This is a genomic window from Streptomyces sp. NBC_01241 (genome assembly GCF_041435435.1).
Taxonomy (GTDB): Bacteria; Actinomycetota; Actinomycetes; order Streptomycetales; family Streptomycetaceae; genus Streptomyces.
Window position 1 is genome coordinate 2,113,054 of sequence record NZ_CP108494.1, and the last position, 18,558, is coordinate 2,131,611.

Genomic DNA, 18,558 nt, shown 5'->3' on the forward strand with positions numbered 1-18,558 from the left:
CACCGCCCCGGCCGTGTCCCCTCAGAGGGCTTCGCCCAGCGCCAGCCGGTTCACCCCCGGCAGATAAGGATCCAGTTCGCCGGGGGCGAACCGGGACATGCCCACCACGTGCCAGAACTCGCCGGCCACATCGCCGTCGTACTTGTAGCCCCCGGCCGGGGTGAGCGTCGCCCAGCCGCCCGGCAGCCCGATCAGGGTGGCCGTGGGTTCGGGCACCGTACGGTCGTCTGAAAGGGTCCACAGGCGCACCGTGCCGTCCTCTCCCGCGCTCGCGAGGATGCGCCCGTCAGGGCTGAACGCGAGGGAGAGGACCCGTCCGGCGTGGCCGTCGAGCGCCGCCAGCCGCTCGCCCGACTCCGCGTGCCACAGCCCGATCGTGCGGTCGTCACCCGCCGTGGCGAGCAGGTGGCGTGCGGGGTGCGCCGCGACGGCCCAGAGCTTGCCGGCGTGTCCGGCCAGCCGAAGCTCCGGGACGCCGTCCCGCCACACGACCGTGCGGCCGTCCCAGCCCGCCGTGGCCAGCCATGCGCCACCGGGTCCGAACGCCACCCCGTACACCCGGTCCGTGTGCTCGCGCAGTTCTGCCAGGAGCTCGCCCGTGCCGGGACGCCACAAACGTACGGCCCCGTCGTCGCAGCCGGTGGCGAGCTCGCCTCCGGGGCCGGTGCAGAAGGCGATGGAGCGGACCCGGCCCCGGTGCTCGGTCAGGGTGGCGACGGGTGCGCCGGTCGAGCGGTACCAGAGGCGGACGGTGTCGTCGTCGTTGGCGGTGGCGAGGAGGGAGCCGTCGGCGCTGAACGCCCCGGCCCAGATGTGCTCGGTCTCGGCGTCCACCTCGCGCAGGTGGGCACCGTCCGATGCGCTGCGGAGGTAGATGTCGCCGTCGTTGCTCGCCGTGGCCAGGATTTCCTCGGCCGGGCTGAAGAAGGCGGAGACCAGGCGGTTGCCCCGGCCCGTCAACTCAGCGGTGCGCCGGCCGGTCCGGGTTTCCCACAGCCGTACCGTTCCGTCGTTCCCCGCCGCCGCGAGCTGGGTGCCGTCGGCGCTGAACGAGAGTCCGGTGACCCGGCGGCCGTGGCCACGCAGGATGCGGCGGCCGTGCCCGGTGTCGGCGTCCCAGATCTGGGCACCGCCGTCGTTGCCGACGGTGAGGAGCTGCCGGTTCCCCGGACAGAAGGCGCAGGCCCACGCGGAGCCCCGGTGCGCGGTGGGCTGGCGGTCGTGCAGGGCGACGGTGCGGCCCGTGCGGGGAGTGCCGGAGACGGTCCAGAGACGGACCTGGCCGCTGCTGTCGCAGGAGGTGAGGAGCTTCCCGGAGGAGTGGAAGAGCACCTGGTAGACCGCGCCGGCGCAATGTTCCATGGTTCCCGCGGGGGTGCCGACGACCGGGTCCCAGAGGCGGACCTGGCCGTCGGTGTCACCGCTGACCAGAAGAGTTCCGTCGGGGTGGAAATCGAGCGCGTACACGCGTCCGGTGTGGCCGGTGAACGTGTGCAGCAGCCGGGTGTCCTCGGCCCGCCAGATCCTTACCGTACCGCCGCCCGCCGCACCCTGGTCGGCGGTGGCCAGGAGGGTGCCGTCGGGGCTGAACCTGGCCCGGTAGACAGCACCCTGATGACCGGCCAGTTCGCCGTCGGCGGAGCCGTCGGACAGGTTCCAGCGGCGGACCCGGGCCCCGGCGTCCCCGGTGATCAGGGTGCGTCCGTCCGGGGAGTACACGGCCGTGTAGACGGGGGCGGTGTGACCGGGAAGCCGGTGCAGGGGCCGCCCGGTGGCCACGGACCAGACAGTGACCACGCCCTCACGGTCTCCGGTGGCGACCAGGGTGCCCTCCGGGTCGAGCGCGAGCGGCCACACCCCTTCGGGATGGACGTCGAGCCGGTGGCGGCAGGCCCCGGAGACCGGGTCCCACAGGCGTACGGTGCCGTCGGAGCCGCCCGTCGCGATGGTGTCGCCGGCGAACTTCACCGCGTACACGCGTCCGGAGTGGCCCTGCAGCGTGCGCAGGGCCCGGCCGGTGTCCGCGCCGCAGATCAGCACGCCGCCGTCCTCGCTGCCGACGGCGAGGAGTTCCCCGTCGGGACTGTAGGCGATGGGTTCGGGGAGTCTGCTGGTCCGCATGTTGAATCCGTAGGGGACGCCGACGGCCGACGGCCGGTATCCGGCTTCGACGGGCATGCCCGGGGCGATGGCCGCGGCCCGGAGCTCGGGGGCCCGGCGCACGGCATCGTCCAGGATCGGTGCGATCAGCGCGGCCCGGTGCCAGCGGCTCCCGGTGAGTTCGGCGCCGGTGAGTTCGGCGCGGGTGAGGCGGCTGCCGGTGAGGTCGGCACCCGTCAGGTCCGCCCGGGAGAGGTCGGCGTGGTCGAGCCGGGCGCCGGCGAGCCTGCTGTCGCGGAGTACGGCACCGGAGAGGTTGGCTCCGGTGAGACGGGCGTCGGTCAGGTCCGCGCCGGAGAGGTCGGCGCCGGAGAAGTCCCGGTACGAGAGGTCCTCGCCGGCCAGCCGCGCGCCGCGCAGGTCGGCGTTGGCGGGGACCCGGAGCCGGTCACCGATCCGCAGCGCGTTGCGGCGGGCCGCTTCGCTGACGACGGGGCCGTCCGGGGCGAGGGTGCCGCGGACCCAGTCGGCGCAGGTCTCATGGTCGGCGAGGTCGCAGAGGAATTCGACGGCGAGCTGGCTGAACGGACGCGCGGCCAGGAGCGCGGCCCGGCCCTCGTCGAGCTGCCGCGCGGCCTGCCGGGCGACCAGCCATTCGAGCACCGAGCCGTGGATGAACTGGAACACTCCGTCGTCGCTGCGGACCAGCAGGCTGCCGGCACCGACCGCCTGGGCCTGTTCGGCGGTGGAAAGCGTGGAGGGCGCCGGCGTGGGCCCGGTGAGTCCGCCGAGGGTGGCGGCCACGGTCTCGGTCAGTTCGTCCAGGCGCAGCGCGGTACGACCGGACTCCCACAGCCGCAGGGCGAGCGCGGTGACGGAGGACCACAGCGCGGCAGCGCCGAGTCCGGGTGCGGCGCCCGTGCCGCCCTGGCCGCGCTGTTCCTCGTAGTCGATCCAGGAGGTGAAGACGTCCTCGTAGAGCCGGGCGGGGCTGAGGGTGCGGCCCGCTCCGGCGACCGCGCGCAGCCGGTCCGGGCTGAGGGCCGCGGCGAAGGAGAGCAGCCGGGGGTTGCCGCACAGGGTGAGCAGGTCGGGGATGTTGCGCAGCAGCTGGAACCGCTGTTCGGCCTGGTGTTCGTCGCCGTAGGTGCGGACGAGGTAGGAACGGACCTGGTCGGGCGTGAACCCTTCGACGGCGAGGATGCGGCGTTGGGGCAGCAGCCCGACGCGTTCGCCGAGCGCGGTCAGGATCTGGTCGTGGGACTTGAAGTGCTGGGTGCGGCTGCTGACGACGATCTTCGCCCGGTCGACGGCGGCGCCGAGAAGGACCTGGAGGTGGTCGGCGGCCCTGTCGTAGCTGACCCGGTTGACGAGTTCGTCGAAACCGTCGAAGAGCAGGACGACGCGGCCCTGGGCGAGCATGTAGCGCAGGGCCCGCAGGTCGATGGTGTCGACGCCGTGGCCCGCGAGGTGGGCGGCGACGAGCCCTTCGAGGCTGTGGGCGCGGTCCAGGGTGTTGAGCGGGATGAGCAGCGGGGTGAGGTGCGGGAGCTGTTCGGGAATGCGCCGGGCCAGTTCACGCAGGGCGAAGGTCTTGCCGTGGCCGAAGTCGCCGAGGAGCAGCAGGAACCGGCCGTGGTCGCTCTCCAGCAGGTCGATGAGGTCCTCGACGAGCCCGGTGTGTTCGGCGCCTTCGGGCCGGTCGGCGTCGCGGTAGCGCTGCGGGAGGTAGCGGGCGGGCGGGTACTGTTCGCTGCTGTTCAGCCGGGCGGTCTGCGCGGCCACGTAGCCGCGCAGATCCAGCAGCCCCTGGAACTCGACGAAACTGCGCAGCCTGACGCGGACCGTGCGGGTGGCGGCACGGTCGCGCAGCGCCTGGTCGGGCGTGTCCCCCGCGTGCACCAGCACGGCGTCGGCCGCCGCTCCGGTGGCGTGCACCTGGGCGGTGAACCGGTCGAGTTCGGCCTCGGTGGGAACGCCCGGGTGGACGGCGATGCGCTGCTGGCGCACCACCCCGTCCTCCTGCCAGGTGGCCATGATCTGGGCCATGTCGGCGGGGTCGCGGCGGGGGATGTCGCGCAGCCGTACACCGTCCCTGCGGGCGAGGCAGATCTCCTTGACGCGTTCGGTGAGGGAGTCGACGGGTGTGTCGGTGGCCGGCCGGTCGAAGTCGGGTGTGGCCGGGGTGGCGGCCGGGCCGGGGGCCGGGAAGACCCGGCCGGTACGACGCCATTCGCCGGGCAGCCGGACGGGGGACGCCGCGGTGGTGCGGTCGTCCCAGCGGGTGACGCCGTCCGCGGCGATCCGCAGGAGCTGGAAGCGGGCGGGGGCCGAGGCGCCGAAGACCGGAAGCCGCGCGGGCCCCGCCGCGACCGTGGTGTGGCTCGGTTCGCCGCCGGTGGTGCGGGGGCCGCCGGTGGGGCCGTGCAGCAGGAGGTTGAGCCGGGGGCCGGTGAGCCGGGTGAGGGCGTCCGCGTCCCGCAGCGCGCCGGGTCCACTGGTGGCGTCGGCGTAGTGGCGGGCGGCGGTGAGCGGGTGGCGTACGGCTCCGATCCGCAGCCAGCCCTCCTCCTCGTATCCGCGCAGGGCCTCGGCGAACCAGGCGGCCTGGTCGCGGCCGATGGAGCCGTACTGGTCGTCGGGGCGGTGGCTGAAGGCCATGGAGGAGTTGAACCCGGCGACCACGGTGCTGAGTTCGGGGACCGGGAACAGGGTCCAGGGCTGGTCGCTGTCGAAGACGGTGTCCAGCCCGTGATAGAAGCTGCGGAAGAGCCGGGTGTGGTGGCGCCACTTGGGCCAGTACGGGGGCTGCGGGGCGACCTCGTCCGCCTCACAGGTGTGGAAGTAGCCGCGGCAGGCGGCCTGGTTCACGTCCTGCGCGCCGGGCACCACCATGACCCGCTGCGGCGGCAGGTCGAGCTGTGATCGGATCGCGGTCAGGAAGCTGAGGGCCTGGTCGCACTCGCGGGGGCTGCCGGACGCGGTGAGGTCGCCGGTGACGACCAGCAGATCGGGGGCGGGTGCCCCGGCGTCCCGGAGTTCGACGATGTCGCCTCGCAGCTGTCGGCTGAGGGCGTCGGGTTCCCGGCCGCGCCCGAAGCCGGGTCCGGCGAGGTGGAGGACGGTGACGGTGTCGCGGGCCACGCCGGCGCCGGTGGCGGGCGGGTATCCGGGGGCGCGGGCGGGTCTGCGCCGGCCCGCCCAGCCGGGGCCGCCGGGCCTGCGGCCGGGCAGGCGGTCCATGTCGGCGGGGTACGGGTCCTGCCCGGGCAGGACGACACCGCTGCCGGACGGTCCGGAGCCGGGGTAGCCGGGGCGACGGACCGGCCGGGCATGCCCGTCCATCGCCTGTCCCACCCGATTCAGCAGCAGGGAGCGCGCGGTGTCCGCGTCGGCGATGCCGACCAGGTCGACATAGGTGATGGTGGCGAGGAGACCCTCGATGGGGATGTCGTCGACCCGTACGGTCAGCAGCCGGCGCTCCGGTGCCTCCGGGGCCGCGCGGAGCGCTGCCTGCCATTCCATGCGGCCGTAGGTGGAGCGTTCGTAATGGCGGGAGAGCACGGCGATGACGGCGGTGGACTCGCTGACTCCGCGGTCCATGTAGTCGATGAAATTGGTGCCGGGCACGAAGTCCCACGCCTGGAGGACGGTGCGGTACCCGGCGTCCTCCAGTGACCACGCTATCCATGAGGCCCACTGTTCATCAGCCGGCGAATAGCTGATGAAAAAATCGAACTCGCTTACTGATAAACCCAGTTCGCTGTCTGCCACCATTACTCCATGGTAGAAGACCTTTCGCCGCAGCGGCTGCGAACCAGGCTGCCCAAAAGCCTCGGCCTGTTACATCCGCTGGACTGGCTGGCCGGCGGGTTGCTCGTGCTCGGGGTGGGCGCGGTGGCGACGGGGCTCCTGCCCGCGGACCCGGCGGCGGCGCAGCTGCGGCGTATCGGTCCGCTGCTGGTGTTCCTGGCCTCGGTGATCGTGCTGGCCGAACTGACCGGCCGGGCCCAGGTCTTCGACGTGGTGGCGACCTGGGTGGCGCGGGCGGGCCGGGGCCGCTATGCGCTGCTGTTCGGGCTCTGTGTGCTGTTCGCCTCGCTCACCACGCTCACGCTGAATCTGGACACGACCGCGGTGCTCCTCACTCCGGTGATGCTGGCACTGGCCACCCGGGTGGGGATCGCGGCGGTGCCGTTGGCGATGACGACGGTGTGGCTGGCCAACACCGCGAGCCTGCTGCTGCCGGTGTCGAACCTGACGAATCTGCTGGCGGCGGACCGGGTGGCGCTGTCGCCGTCCGGACTGGCCGCCGTGATGTGGCTGCCTCAGCTGGTCACGGTCGGAGTGACGGCCGCCTGTCTGTGGGCCTTTTACTGGCGCCGAGGCCGCCGGGGGCAGGACCGGTACACCCCGCCGTCCGCGCCGATCCCCGGCGATCCGGTGCTGCTGCGGATCTGTTCGGTGGCGTGCGCCGGTTTTCTGCTGGCGATCCTGCTCGCCGACGTGCCGCTGTGGGCCGCGTCGACGGTGGCGATGCTGATCGTCGTGGCGGCCTTCGCGCGGCGCCGCAGAGCGGAGTTGCGGCTGTCACTGGTCCCGTGGCGGCTGCTGGTGCTGGTTCCCGGGATGTTCCTGGTGGTGGAGACGGTCAACGCGCACGGTCTGCACGCGCTGCTGGCGTCGGCGCTCGGCTCGGACGACGGATGGGCCGGAATGCTGAGGTCGGCGGGGGTGGGCGCGGGGGTGTCCAACGTACTGAACAACCTTCCGGCGTACGTGGCGGGCGAGGCGGTCGTTCCCGCGGGCAATCACCGCCAGTTGCTGGCGCTGCTGATCGGGGTCAACGCGGGGCCGGTCATCACTCCGTGGGCCTCGCTGGCGACCCTTCTCTGGTTCGAACGGTGTCGCTGGCACGGGACGCGGATCGACACGGGCCGGTTCGTGCGGACCGGGCTGGTGCTGTCGGTGACCGGCACGGCGGCCGCCACCTGTGCGCTGGCGCTGATCACCTGACGGCCGGCCCGGGGTCGCGCCGCCCGGTCACCGAAGCCACCTGCGCGAGGACGTAGTCGAGCGTGTCGGTACGGGCGGCGACGAAGCTTCGGTCCGCACCGGATCCCGCGAACCCGGGCCGGAACACCTCGCCGTGCAAGGTGCGCAGTTCCACCCCGGCCTCGGCCGCGAGCAGCGCCCCGGCCGGCAGGTCGAGCCCTTCGGCCCGGTATCCGACGAAACCGTCGATGGTTCCCCGGGCCAGCATGGACCAGCCCAGCAGTGGCGCCCACAACTGGAGCACCCGCCGGCAGCGCAGCTCCAGGTGCTGGCGGAGCACGGCGGCCGCCGTGTCGGCCCGGCCCACTGCGTGACCCTGGGTCCAGGCGATGACCGGGCCGGGGGCGGGGAGCCTGCCGTCGGGACCGGTGAGCGGACCGGAATCGCTGTGCGCGCCGTGGCCGGACACCGCGTGCCAGGTCCGGCCGGTGAGCGGTTCGTGGACCACTCCGACCACCGGCGCCCCGGCGACGCAGAGCGCGATGCCCACGACGTAGGCGGGCAGTCCGATGGCCACGTTGTTGGTGCCGTCGAGCGGATCGACCAGCCAGGTGCGGGAACCGGTCCCGTCCAGCAGTCCGGCTTCCTCCGACAGGATGCGGTCGTGCGGGAAGTGCCGCCGCAGCCTGCTCAGCACGATCTCCTCGGCAGCCAGGTCGAGTTCGGTGACCACATCACCCGAGGCGTCCTTCGTACGGACCGTCAGCGGGGCCCGGAACCGGTCCCGGAGCATGGTTCCGGCTTCCTCGGCCGCGGCCACCGCCACCGCGCGCTCACGCGCGTACGGTCCCGCTCCGCCGGCCGCGGAGGCCATTTCCGGATCAGACATCGACGTGTCCATCGAACCTCCCGAGCGCGGTACGGACCGTGCGTAACGTCTGTTCCTCGTCGCACAGCCGGCGCGTCATGGTGCGCGCCGGCCCGTCGAGCGGGCCGAGCGACAGATCCGTCCGGCCGGGCATCGACCGGCCCAGCACGAGTGTGGCCGCCAGGTCCGTGCCTTCGATGGACGTGGCGTGGAACTCCCCCGCGGTGAGGGTGTACGTCTCACCCGGGCCGCTGATGTGCGCGTGGCCCGGCTCGCCGCGGACCAGCACCGGCGTGGGAACGATCTCGTCCACTCCGCCCGGCCCGCTGCGCACTTCGAAGATCCGGTGGGTGGGTTCGTCCCCGGTGCCGCTGACCCGTACCGGCAGATTGGCGACCCGTCCGTATAGGACATGGCTGCGCAGCTCCCAGCTGTGGGCATGCCAGGGCGCGGTGTCCGGCTCGGCCACGTACTCGGGGGCGAAGAGATGGACACAGATCCCCCGCAGCCCCTCGCGCAGCAGCGGCAGGCAGAGGAAGCCGAGCGGGTGGCGTACGGCGCGCAGCGCCCGGACGCCGGTGGCGACTTCGGTGAGCGCGCGGACGGCGGAGCCACGGGGGCCCGGGGAGACCGTGTCGCCGTGGGTGAGGGCCATTTCCAGCTCGTCGTAGTCCATGGGGTCGCGCCGGGGGGCGCCTCACCTCCGGTAGGGGTCCTCCGCGTGCAGTGCCTTGACAATGATTTCGCCGATGTCGCTGTCGGTGAACGCACGGGGCAGCGGCAGTTGAAGAGCCTCGAAGAGACCGCGGGCCTCGTCGACGGTGGGCTCCTCGCTCAGCGGCGCCTCCACACGCATCGGAACCACGAGGGCCTGTTCCCGGCTCTGGTGCAGTTCGGTGACGTAGTAGTCGTAGAGCGGCTGTTCCCGCTCGACCAGGAGGTTGACCCGCGAGGTGTCGTCCTGGGTGATGATCAGACAGGATTCGGACAGATCGAAGCGGAGCGTCGGTACGGCGGAGGAGAGGTGCACCGCGATGTCCAGGGTGGTGAGCCTGCGCTGGTACCAGCAGGCGGCCAGCACCGTCGCGTACGACTCCTTGCGCACCCGGTCGGTGGTCCAGTGACCGGCGTGCCCGGTGCTGCTGCGGTTGGCGAACATCTGCCGGAACCGCGCGTACGCCTGGCAGATCCGTTCGTCGTCCGGATTGATGATGTCGATCTTCATGTTGAGCTGGGAGCGCTGCTCCCTGGCGGTGGCCACGCACTGCGGCAGGGTGACAGCCCGTAAGTAGGTGCCGGTTCCGCCCTTGAAGTACCAGAGGTTGGTGTGCTGCCGGGCAGTGCGCAGCGCCTCGCCGACATCGTTGCCGGAGAGCGAGCGGACCATGGTGAGGTCCTCCAGCGCGCGGCGGGTACCGGCCATCGCCTCCTGGATCGCGGCAGGCTGGCGCACCCGCTCCACGATCGAACCGAGCGCCAGGGCACCGAGGACGACCAGGGTCGCTCCGGACGCCACGTCGCTGGTGACGACATCGCCGAAGATGTCCAGAAATCCGATGGTCAGCGCTACTCCGGCGGCGATGACGACATCGACGTTCTTCAGGATCCAGGCAACGGACCGCTCCAGGCGCCGTCCGTGCACGGTCATGGGCACGCTCCTCCCCCGTGGAATGCCTTTCCGATCCTAGGAGAGCGGAGCGGGGCGCCGCCAGGGGGTACAAGGGGCTCATGGTGGGCATCCGTGCGCCCGGGGAGTGCGGACGCGCCACGGCGCCTGCCGAGATCGTCCGGTCGGGGACGGGCAGGCGCCGCGTTCAGTTCCGTACGCCGTTGTACGGACGTCTTGTGTGCCGTGTGATCAGACCGTCAGAGCACGGTCCGTCGGGCGGATCGGGGCCGGCAGGGCGCTGGCTCCGGTCAGGAAGCGGTCCACGCCGCGCGCCGCGGAGCGGCCCTCGGCGATGGCCCACACGATGAGGGACTGGCCGCGGCCCGCGTCACCGGCGACGAAGACTCCGCCGACGTTGGTGGCGTAGTCCGCGTCGCGCGCGACATTGCCGCGCGCGTCGAGCTCCAGGCCGAACTGCTGGACCAGGCCGTTGGACTGGTCGGTGCCGGTGAAGCCCATGGCCAGGGTGACCAGCTGGGCGGGGATCTTCCGCTCGGTGCCGCGCTTCTGCTCCAGCTTACCGTCCTTGAATTCCACCTCGACCAGGTGCAGGGCCTGGACGTTGCCGTCCTCGTCGCCCTCGAAGTGGGTGGTGGAGACGGAGTAGATCCGGTCGCCGCCCTCCTCGTGCGCGGAGGTGACCTTGTAGAGCATCGGGAACGTCGGCCAGGGCTGGTTGGTGTTCCGGTCCTCGCCCGGCCGGGGCATGATCTCCAGCTGGGTGACGGAGAGCGCGCCCTGGCGGTGGGCGGTGCCGACGCAGTCGGCGCCGGTGTCGCCGCCGCCGATGACGACGACGTGCTTGCCCTCGGCGGTGATCGGGGAGACCGTCAGGTCGCCCTCCTGCACCTTGTTGGCGAGCGGCAGGTACTCCATGGCGAAGTGCACGCCGTTCAGCTCACGGCCCAGAACGGGCAGGTCACGGGAGACGGTGGCACCGGCGGCGATGACGACCGCGTCGTAGCGGCGGCGGAGCTTGGCGGCGTCGATGTCCTTGCCGATCTCCACCTCCGTACGGAACTTGGTGCCTTCCGCGCGCATCTGCTCGATACGGCGGTTGATGTGCGACTTCTCCATCTTGAACTCGGGGATGCCGTACCGCAGGAGGCCCCCGATGCGGTCCGCGCGCTCGAAGACGGCGACCGTGTGGCCGGCCCGGGTCAGCTGCTGGGCCGCGGCGAGACCGGCCGGACCCGAGCCGATGACGGCGACGGTCTTGCCGGAGAGCCGCTCGGGCGGCTGCGGGGTGACGTCGCCGCTGCCCCATGCCTTGTCGATGATGGAGACTTCGACGTTCTTGATGGTGACGGCCGGCTGGTTGATGCCGAGCACGCACGCCGACTCGCAGGGGGCCGGGCAGAGCCGCCCGGTGAACTCCGGGAAGTTGTTCGTGGCGTGCAGGCGCTCGGACGCGGCCTTCCAGTCCTCGCGGTAGGCGTAGTCGTTCCACTCGGGGATGAGGTTTCCGAGCGGGCAGCCGTTGTGGCAGAACGGGATGCCGCAGTCCATGCAGCGGCCGGCCTGCTTGCTGATGATCGGGAGCAGCGAGCCCGGAACGTAGACCTCGTTCCAGTCCTTGACGCGCTCGCCCACGGGGCGGGTCTCGGCGATCTCGCGCCCGGTGGTCAGGAAGCCCTTGGGGTCAGCCATGGGTCGCCGCCTCCATCATCTTCTCGGTGGTCTCCTGTTCGGAGAGACCGGCGAGCTCAGCGGCGTCCTTGGCGGCGAGCACTGCCTTGTACGTGGACGGGATGATCTTGCTGAAGCGGGAGACACCGCCGTCGGCGCTGTCCCACTCGGCGAGCAGCTTCTCGGCGACCGTGGAACCGGTCTCCTCCTGGTGGCGGCGCACCACGTCGTGCAGCCACTGCTGGTCGGTGTCGGAGAGGGCCTCGATCGCGCCGAGGTTGCCGGCGTTGACGTTGTCGCGGTCCAGGTCGATGACGTACGCGACTCCGCCCGACATGCCTGCGGCGAAGTTGCGTCCGGTCTCGCCGAGCACGACGGCGTGGCCGCCGGTCATGTACTCGCAGCCGTGGTCGCCCACGCCCTCGGAGACGACGGTCGCACCGGAGTTGCGGACGCAGAACCGTTCGCCGGTCCGGCCGCGCAGGAACAGTTCGCCGCCGGTGGCGCCGTAGGCGATGGTGTTGCCCGCGATGGTGGAGTACTCGGCGAGGTGGTCGGCGCCGCGGTCCGGGCGGACGATGACGCGGCCGCCGGAGAGGCCCTTGCCGACGTAGTCGTTGGCGTCGCCTTCCAGCCGCAGCGTCACACCACTCGGCACGAACGCGCCGAAGGACTGGCCGGCGGAACCGGTGAACGTGATGTCGATGGTGTCCTGCGGCAGACCGGCGCCGCCGAACTTCTTCGTCACCTCGTGGCCGAGCATGGTGCCGACGGTCCGGTTGATGTTCCGGATCGCGATCTGGGCCCGGACCGGCCGGGCGGCCTCGGCGCTCTCCGCGTTCAGGGCGTCGGCGGCGAGCTTGATCAGCTCGTTGTCGAGGGCCTTGGCGAGACCGTGGTCCTGCTCGATCCGCTGGTGGCGGACCGCGCCCTCGGGCAGTTCGGGGACGTGGAACAGGGGCTCCAGGTCGAGGCCCTGCGCCTTCCAGTGCGTGATCGCGCGGTCGGTGTCGAGCAGCTCGGCGTGGCCGACGGCCTCTTCGATCGTACGGAAGCCCAGCTCGGCGAGGAGCTCGCGGACTTCCCTGGCGATGAACTCGAAGAAGTTGACGACGTACTCGGCCTTGCCTGAGAAACGACTCCGCAGGACCGGGTTCTGGGTGGCGATGCCGACCGGGCAGGTGTCCAGGTGGCAGACGCGCATCATGACGCAGCCGGAGACGACGAGCGGCGCGGTCGCGAAACCGAACTCCTCGGCGCCCAGCAGCGCGGCGATGACGACGTCGCGGCCGGTCTTCAGCTGGCCGTCGGTCTGCACGACGATGCGGTCGCGCAGGCCGTTGAGCAGCAGGGTCTGCTGGGTCTCGGCGAGGCCGAGCTCCCAGGGGCCGCCCGCGTGCTTCAGCGAGGTGAGCGGGGAGGCACCCGTTCCGCCGTCGTGGCCGGAGATCAGGACGACGTCCGCGTGTGCCTTGGAGACACCCGCGGCGACGGTGCCGACACCGACCTCGGAGACCAGCTTCACGTGGATGCGGGCCGCCGGGTTGGCGTTCTTGAGGTCGTGGATCAGCTGAGCCAGGTCCTCGATGGAGTAGATGTCGTGGTGCGGCGGCGGCGAGATCAGCCCGACACCCGGGGTGGAGTGCCGGGTCCTGGCGACCCACGGGTAGACCTTGTGGCCGGGCAGCTGGCCGCCCTCGCCGGGCTTGGCTCCCTGCGCCATCTTGATCTGGATGTCGTCCGCGTTGACGAGGTACTCGCTGGTCACACCGAAGCGGCCGGAGGCGACCTGCTTGATGGCCGAGCGGCGCGCCGGGTCGTAGAGCCGGTCGGCGTCCTCGCCGCCCTCACCGGTGTTGGACTTGCCGCCCAGCTGGTTCATGGCGATGGCGAGGGTCTCGTGGGCCTCGCGGGAGATCGAGCCGTACGACATGGCGCCGGTGGAGAAGCGCTTGACGATGTCGGAGACGGACTCGACCTCGTCGACCGGGATCGGCTCGCGGTCGCTCCTGAAGTCGAACAGGCCGCGGAGCGTCATCAGGCGCTCGGACTGCTCGTTCACCCGGTCGGTGTACTTCTTGAAGATGTCGTACCGCTTGTTGCGCGTGGCGTGCTGAAGGCGGAAGACCGTCTCCGGGTCGAAAAGGTGCGGCTCTCCCTCGCGGCGCCACTGGTACTCGCCGCCGATCTCCAGCGCGCGGTGCGAGGCGGAGATGCCGGACGCCGGGTAGGCCTTGGCGTGGCGGATGGCGACTTCCCGGGCGATGACATCGAGGCCCGCGCCGCCGATCTTGGTGGCGGTGCCGTTGAAGTACTTCGCGACGAAGCCCTCGTCCAGGCCGACGGCCTCGAAGACCTGGGCGCCGCGGTAGGAGGCGACCGTCGAGATGCCCATCTTGGACATGACCTTGAGGACGCCCTTGCCGAGCGCGTAGATCAGGTTCCGGATGGCCTTCTCGGGCTCGACGCCCTCGATGAACGTACCGGCGCGGACCAGGTCCTCGACGGACTCCATCGCCAGGTACGGGTTGACCGCGGCGGCGCCGTAGCCGATCAGCAGCGCGACGTGGTGGACCTCGCGGACGTCTCCGGCCTCGACCAGCAGCCCCACCTGGGTGCGCTGCTTGGTACGGATGAGGTGGTGGTGGACGGCCGAGGTGAGCAGCAGGGACGGAATCGGGGCGTGCTCGGCGTCGGAGTGCCGGTCGGACAGGACGACGAGGCGGGCGCCGTCCTCTATGGCGGCGTCGACCTCGGCACGGATCTGCTCGATCCGCTCCGCGAGGGCGTCGCCACCGCCGCCGACCCGGTAGAGCCCGGAGAGCGTGGCGGCCTTCATGCCCGGCATGTCGCCGTCGGCATTGATGTGTATCAGCTTGGCCAGCTCGTCGTTGTCGATCACCGGGAACGGCAGCGTGACGCTGCGGCAGGACGCGGCGGTCGGCTCCAGCAGGTTGCCCGCCGGGCCGAGCGTGGAGCGCAGCGAGGTGACGAGCTCCTCGCGGATGGCGTCCAGCGGCGGGTTGGTGACCTGGGCGAACAGCTGGGTGAAGTAGTCGAAGAGCAGCCGGGGGCGCTCGGACAGGGCGGCGATCGGGGAGTCCGTGCCCATGGAACCGAGGGGTTCGCCGGCGGTGCGGGCCATCGGGGCGAGGAGGACGCGGAGCTCTTCCTCGGTGTAGCCGAAGGTCTGCTGGCGGCGGGTGACGGAGGCGTGCGTGTGCACGATGTGCTCCCGCTCGGGGAGGTCCTCCAGCTCGATCTCGCCGGTCTCCAGCCAGTCCTGGTACGGCTGCTCGGCGGCGAGGGCGGCCTTGATCTCGTCGTCCTCGATGATGCGGTGCTCCGCGGTGTCGACGAGGAACATCCTGCCGGGCTGGAGGCGGCCCTTGCGGACGACCTTCGCGGGGTCGATGTCCAGGACGCCGACCTCGGAGGAGAGCACGACGAGGCCGTCGTCGGTGACCCAGTAGCGGCCGGGGCGCAGACCGTTGCGGTCCAGGACCGCGCCGACCTGGGTGCCGTCGGTGAAAGTGACGCAGGCCGGGCCGTCCCAGGGCTCCATCATCGTGGAGTGGTACTGGTAGAAGGCGCGCCGGGCCGGGTCCATCGAATCGTGGTTCTCCCACGCCTCGGGAACCATCATCAGCACCGAGTGGGGCAGCGAACGGCCGCCGAGGTGGAGCAGCTCCAGGACCTCGTCGAAGGAGGCGGAGTCGGAGGCGTCGGGGGTGCAGACGGGGAAGATCCGGTCGAGCTGCTCCGTGCCGTCGTGTCCATTGTCGGCGGAGCCGAACGCACTCGACGCGAGCTGGGACTCGCGGGCCTTCATCCAGTTGCGGTTGCCCTTGACCGTGTTGATCTCACCGTTGTGCGCAACGAAGCGGTACGGGTGGGCGAGCGGCCAGCTCGGGAAGGTGTTCGTGGAGAAGCGGGAGTGGACCAGCGCGACGGCGGTGGCGAAGCGGCGGTCGGAGAGGTCCGGGAAGAACGGCTCCAGCTGCCCCGTGGTGAGCATGCCCTTGTAGACGATCGTGCGGGCGGAGAGCGAGGGGAAGTACACCCCGGCCTCCCGCTCGGCGCGCTTACGCAGCACGAAGGCCTTGCGGTCGAGTGCGATGCCGGTGCTCGTACCGTCCGCGACGAAGAGCTGGCGGAACTCGGGCATGGTGGCGCGGGCGCCGTTGCCGAGGATGTCCGGGGTGACCGGGACCTGGCGCCAGCCGAGGACCTTGAGGCCCTCCTCGGCGGAGATCTTCTCCAGCTTCCGGACGGCCTCGGTGGCATCGTCCGCGGGCAGGAAAGCGACTCCGACGGCGTAGGCGCCGGCCTCGGGGAGCTCGAAGGCGGCCTCGTCGCGGAGGAAGGTGTCCGGCACCTGGAGGAGGATTCCGGCGCCGTCGCCGGAGTCGGGCTCGGATCCGGTGGCACCGCGGTGTTCGAGGTTGCGCAGTACGGTCAGCGCCTGCTCGACCAGCTCATGGCTGGCCACACCGGTCAGGGTGGCCACGAACCCGACACCGCAGGCGTCGTGCTCGTTACGGGGGTCGTACATCCCCTGCTGGGCGGGGCGACCGTCCATGGGCGACCAGGCGTCGGTACGCATCGGCTCTCCCGTCGTCGTCGTGGCATATGCAGTGCCGAGGGACGACGTTGGCCCTCTGCGAAATTTCGTGTGGGTTACATGATGGGGCGCTTCTCAAGAAGCGGATAGTTCGTTCCAACATACGGACACTGCCGGAGGCGGTGAGGGGTCGCAGTCGGAGGATCGGCGCCCGGGGGACCGCAGAGAGCAGGCGTCGTTGCCTGCGGTGTCTACGGCTCATGCCCGGCGGCAAAGGAAATGAAACCGCCGGGTAATGGCTACTTATGTGGAGCCTTGTATAGAGACTCATTTTACGTGGGAGGATGCCATTCCGCCCAGAGGCGGCCACCAAGACGTACGTCACACGCATGGCGGACGCGTGACGGATGGCGGACACACTGCCGGAACGAAGCCCGTCCGGCGTTCGAGGACAAAGCCTTCAGCCGGACGGGCTCGATGCCGCGCTCCCTGCCGAGGGGCGCTAGCTTCCGAGGGCCACGCCGAACAGTGTGCCGAGACCATAGGTGATCGCCGCGGCGGCGCCACCGAGCACCAGCTGCCGCAGCCCGCTGTACAGCCAGTTGCGCGCCGTCACCCTGGCGACCACCGCACCGCAGGCGAACAGCCCGACGAGTGCGAGCAGCACGGCCGGCCACAGCGCACTCGCGCCGAGCAGGAACGGGAGTACGGGCAGCAGGGCGCCCAGCGCGAACGCGCCGAACGAGGACACGGCGGCGACGAGCGGCGAGGGCAGATCGCCCGGGTCGATGCCGAGCTCCTCGCGGGCGTGGATCTCCAGGGCCTGCTCCGGGTCGCGCGACAGTTGCCGCGCGACCTCGCGGGCGAGGCCGGGTTCGACGCCACGGGACTCGTAGAGCGCGGCGAGCTCCCGCTCCTCGTCCTTGGGGTGCTTGCGCAACTCGCGCCGCTCGACGTCGAGTTCGGCCTCGACGAGCTCGCGCTGCGAGGCGACGGAGGTGTATTCGCCGGCCGCCATGGAGAACGCACCGGCGGCCAGACCCGCCAGACCGGTGATCACGATCGTCTGCTGGGAGACGGCACCACCCGCGACGCCGGTCATCAGCGCGAGGTTGGAGACCAGTCCATCCATGGCACCGAACACCGCGGGGCGCAGCCAGCCGCCGTTCACATCGCGGTGGGTGTGGTTGTCGCGGTGTGCCTCGTGCAGTACGGCGTCGGTCTCGATGATGGACACAGCTCTCCCCTTCTCCGGCAGCGGGTTTCACGCGCTCCGCCCCCGCTCAACACCGTCGAAAGTACGCACGAAAAAGGGCCCCCGCCAGCAAGGCAGGCCGTACTTACCTGCCCCCGTGACCAGGTGAGTACGGCCTGCCTTACCGACGCCGAGCCGTCATCCAACTGGCCCTTTTGTTGCGATTATCGGCCTCTGTCGGGGCTCCGCGTGGCACAGATCGAGCGTACGAGAACTGGCTCGGTGTGAGCGAAGGGTCGACGCGATGGAGTCGATTGCGGGAAATCCGGCAGAACCGCGGACCGGCGGCACGGCGGCGGTACGGCACGGCGCGCCGTCGGCGGTACGGCACGGCGCACCGGTGGCGGCGGGGGGCGGCGCGGACCGGGGCGCGGGTGCGCGGGCGGGTACGCGGGGGGACCTGGGCGACCGGGCCCGGGGTTCGCTGCTCGGTCTCGCGGTCGGTGACGCGCTGGGCGCACCGGCGGAGAACCTGCGGCCGTCCGAGATCCGCCGTCGCTGGGGCCGGATCGAGGGCTTCGTGAGCGAGGACCCCGCGGGCACGGACGACACGGAGTACGCGATCTTCTCCGGACTGCTGCTCGCCCGGCACGGTTCGGCGCTGACCGTCACCCAGGTGGAGCGGGCCTGGCATCTGTGGATCGCCGATCTGGACGAGGGGCCGTTCCGCGGCGCCGGGTTCAGTGAGCGGGGCACGCTGGAGAATCTGCGCCGCGGCCTGGCCGCCCCGATCTCCGCCCAGCACCGGCACGCCTGGAGCGACGGCCTGGCGATAAGAGCGGCACCGTTCGGGGTCTTCGCGGCAGGTCGGCCGTACGAGGCGGCGCGTCTGGTCGCGGTGGACGGGCGGGTCAGCCATGACGGGGAGGGCATCTACGGCGGCCAGGCGGTGGCGGCCGGGGTGGCCGCCGCGATGGTGGGGGCCGGGCTCGCGTCGGTGATCGCCGCCGCGCTGTCCGTCGTTCCCATGGACTCCTGGACGGCGCGCTCGCTGCGGCGCGCGGTGGCGGCCGCGCAGCGCACGTACCCCGACCGGCTCACCATGGAGCGCGCGGTGCGTTCCGCGGTGGTGATCGGCGGCTACCCGTGGACGGATCTGGCGCCGGAGGCGGTCGGCCTGGCGTTCGGTGCGTTCGCGGCGGCGCGCGGCGACTTCCGTACGGCGGTGCTGACCGCGGTCAACATGGGCCGCGACGCGGACACCACGGCCGCGGTGGCGGGAGCCCTGGCCGGCGCCCTGCACGGGGCGTCCGCGATTCCCCGGCACTGGGGGGAGGCGATCGGCCCGGTCCGGGGCAGCTGTCTGCCGTCGATGCGGGGCTACCACGTCCTGGACATCGCGGAGTTGCTCACCCCGGACGACGCGGACGAGGCGTACGCGGGGGCGGGCGCGGGCGCAGGGGGCGAAGCCGGTACGCCGGACGGCGCCCTGACACGCGACACCACCTCCGCGTACGTGTCGCCCGGCGCCCCGCCCG

Annotated in this window: 8 protein-coding genes and 1 pseudogene; 2 read left to right on the forward strand and 7 right to left on the reverse strand. The window is 71.5% G+C overall.

Annotated elements, in window-relative coordinates; genetic code table 11:
* Positions 1-21: 21 nt before the first annotated feature.
* Positions 22-5,877 (reverse strand): TIR domain-containing protein, encoded by a 5,856-nt coding sequence (locus OG306_RS09175; RefSeq protein WP_266745602.1) that lies wholly within the window; start codon positions 5,875-5,877, stop codon positions 22-24.
* Between the two features lie 6 nt (positions 5,878-5,883).
* Here OG306_RS09175 and OG306_RS09180 point away from each other — a divergent pair, with 6 nt between their 5' ends.
* A complete protein-coding gene (locus OG306_RS09180) occupies positions 5,884-7,116 on the forward strand; it encodes an SLC13 family permease (RefSeq protein ID WP_266745603.1) in 1,233 nt (410 codons plus the stop codon).
* On the opposite strand, the gene OG306_RS09185 is transcribed toward OG306_RS09180, so the two are convergent.
* The 6 genes from OG306_RS09185 to OG306_RS09210 form a co-directional block, all read right to left on the reverse strand.
* Positions 7,109-7,984, reverse strand: a complete 876-nt coding sequence (locus OG306_RS09185) for an inositol monophosphatase family protein (RefSeq protein ID WP_266745604.1) — start codon at positions 7,982-7,984, stop codon at positions 7,109-7,111. The two genes, OG306_RS09180 and OG306_RS09185, sit on opposite strands and share 8 nt — an antisense overlap.
* A complete protein-coding gene (locus OG306_RS09190) occupies positions 7,977-8,639 on the reverse strand; it encodes a hypothetical protein (RefSeq protein ID WP_266745605.1) in 663 nt (220 codons plus the stop codon). The genes OG306_RS09185 and OG306_RS09190 overlap by 8 nt, the downstream gene beginning before the upstream one ends.
* 21 nt (positions 8,640-8,660) lie before the next feature.
* Positions 8,661-9,611, reverse strand: a complete 951-nt coding sequence (locus OG306_RS09195) for a hypothetical protein (protein ID WP_266745606.1) — start codon at positions 9,609-9,611, stop codon at positions 8,661-8,663.
* Between the two features lie 210 nt (positions 9,612-9,821).
* Positions 9,822-11,282 carry a glutamate synthase subunit beta gene (locus OG306_RS09200; RefSeq protein ID WP_266745607.1) on the reverse strand — a complete coding sequence of 487 codons (1,461 nt, stop codon included), beginning with the start codon at positions 11,280-11,282 and terminating at the stop codon, positions 9,822-9,824.
* A complete protein-coding gene (gene gltB / locus OG306_RS09205; RefSeq protein WP_266745608.1) occupies positions 11,275-15,867 on the reverse strand; it encodes a glutamate synthase large subunit in 4,593 nt (1,530 codons plus the stop codon). The genes OG306_RS09200 and gltB overlap by 8 nt, the downstream gene beginning before the upstream one ends.
* A 460-nt stretch (positions 15,868-16,327) precedes the next feature.
* Positions 16,328-17,062, reverse strand: a complete 735-nt coding sequence (locus tag OG306_RS09210; RefSeq protein ID WP_266906963.1) for a VIT1/CCC1 transporter family protein — start codon at positions 17,060-17,062, stop codon at positions 16,328-16,330.
* 262 nt (positions 17,063-17,324) lie between these two features.
* Here OG306_RS09210 and OG306_RS09215 point away from each other — a divergent pair.
* Positions 17,325-18,470: pseudogene (locus tag OG306_RS09215) on the forward strand (ADP-ribosylglycohydrolase family protein); the annotation flags it as partial.
* Between the last annotated feature and the right edge of the window lie 88 nt (positions 18,471-18,558).

Excerpts from the sequence above, each read along its gene's own strand:
- OG306_RS09190 (WP_266745605.1), bottom strand. The coding sequence starts at position 8,639 with ATGGACTACGACGAGCTGGAAATGGCCCTCACCCACGGCGACACGGTC.
- OG306_RS09180 (WP_266745603.1), top strand. The coding sequence starts at position 5,884 with ATGGTAGAAGACCTTTCGCCGCAGCGGCTGCGAACCAGGCTGCCCAAA.
- OG306_RS09185 (WP_266745604.1), bottom strand. The coding sequence starts at position 7,984 with ATGTCTGATCCGGAAATGGCCTCCGCGGCCGGCGGAGCGGGACCGTAC.
- gltB (WP_266745608.1), bottom strand. The coding sequence starts at position 15,867 with ATGCGTACCGACGCCTGGTCGCCCATGGACGGTCGCCCCGCCCAGCAG.
- OG306_RS09175 (WP_266745602.1), bottom strand. The coding sequence starts at position 5,877 with ATGGTGGCAGACAGCGAACTGGGTTTATCAGTAAGCGAGTTCGATTTT.
- OG306_RS09195 (WP_266745606.1), bottom strand. The coding sequence starts at position 9,611 with ATGACCGTGCACGGACGGCGCCTGGAGCGGTCCGTTGCCTGGATCCTG.
- OG306_RS09200 (WP_266745607.1), bottom strand. The coding sequence starts at position 11,282 with ATGGCTGACCCCAAGGGCTTCCTGACCACCGGGCGCGAGATCGCCGAG.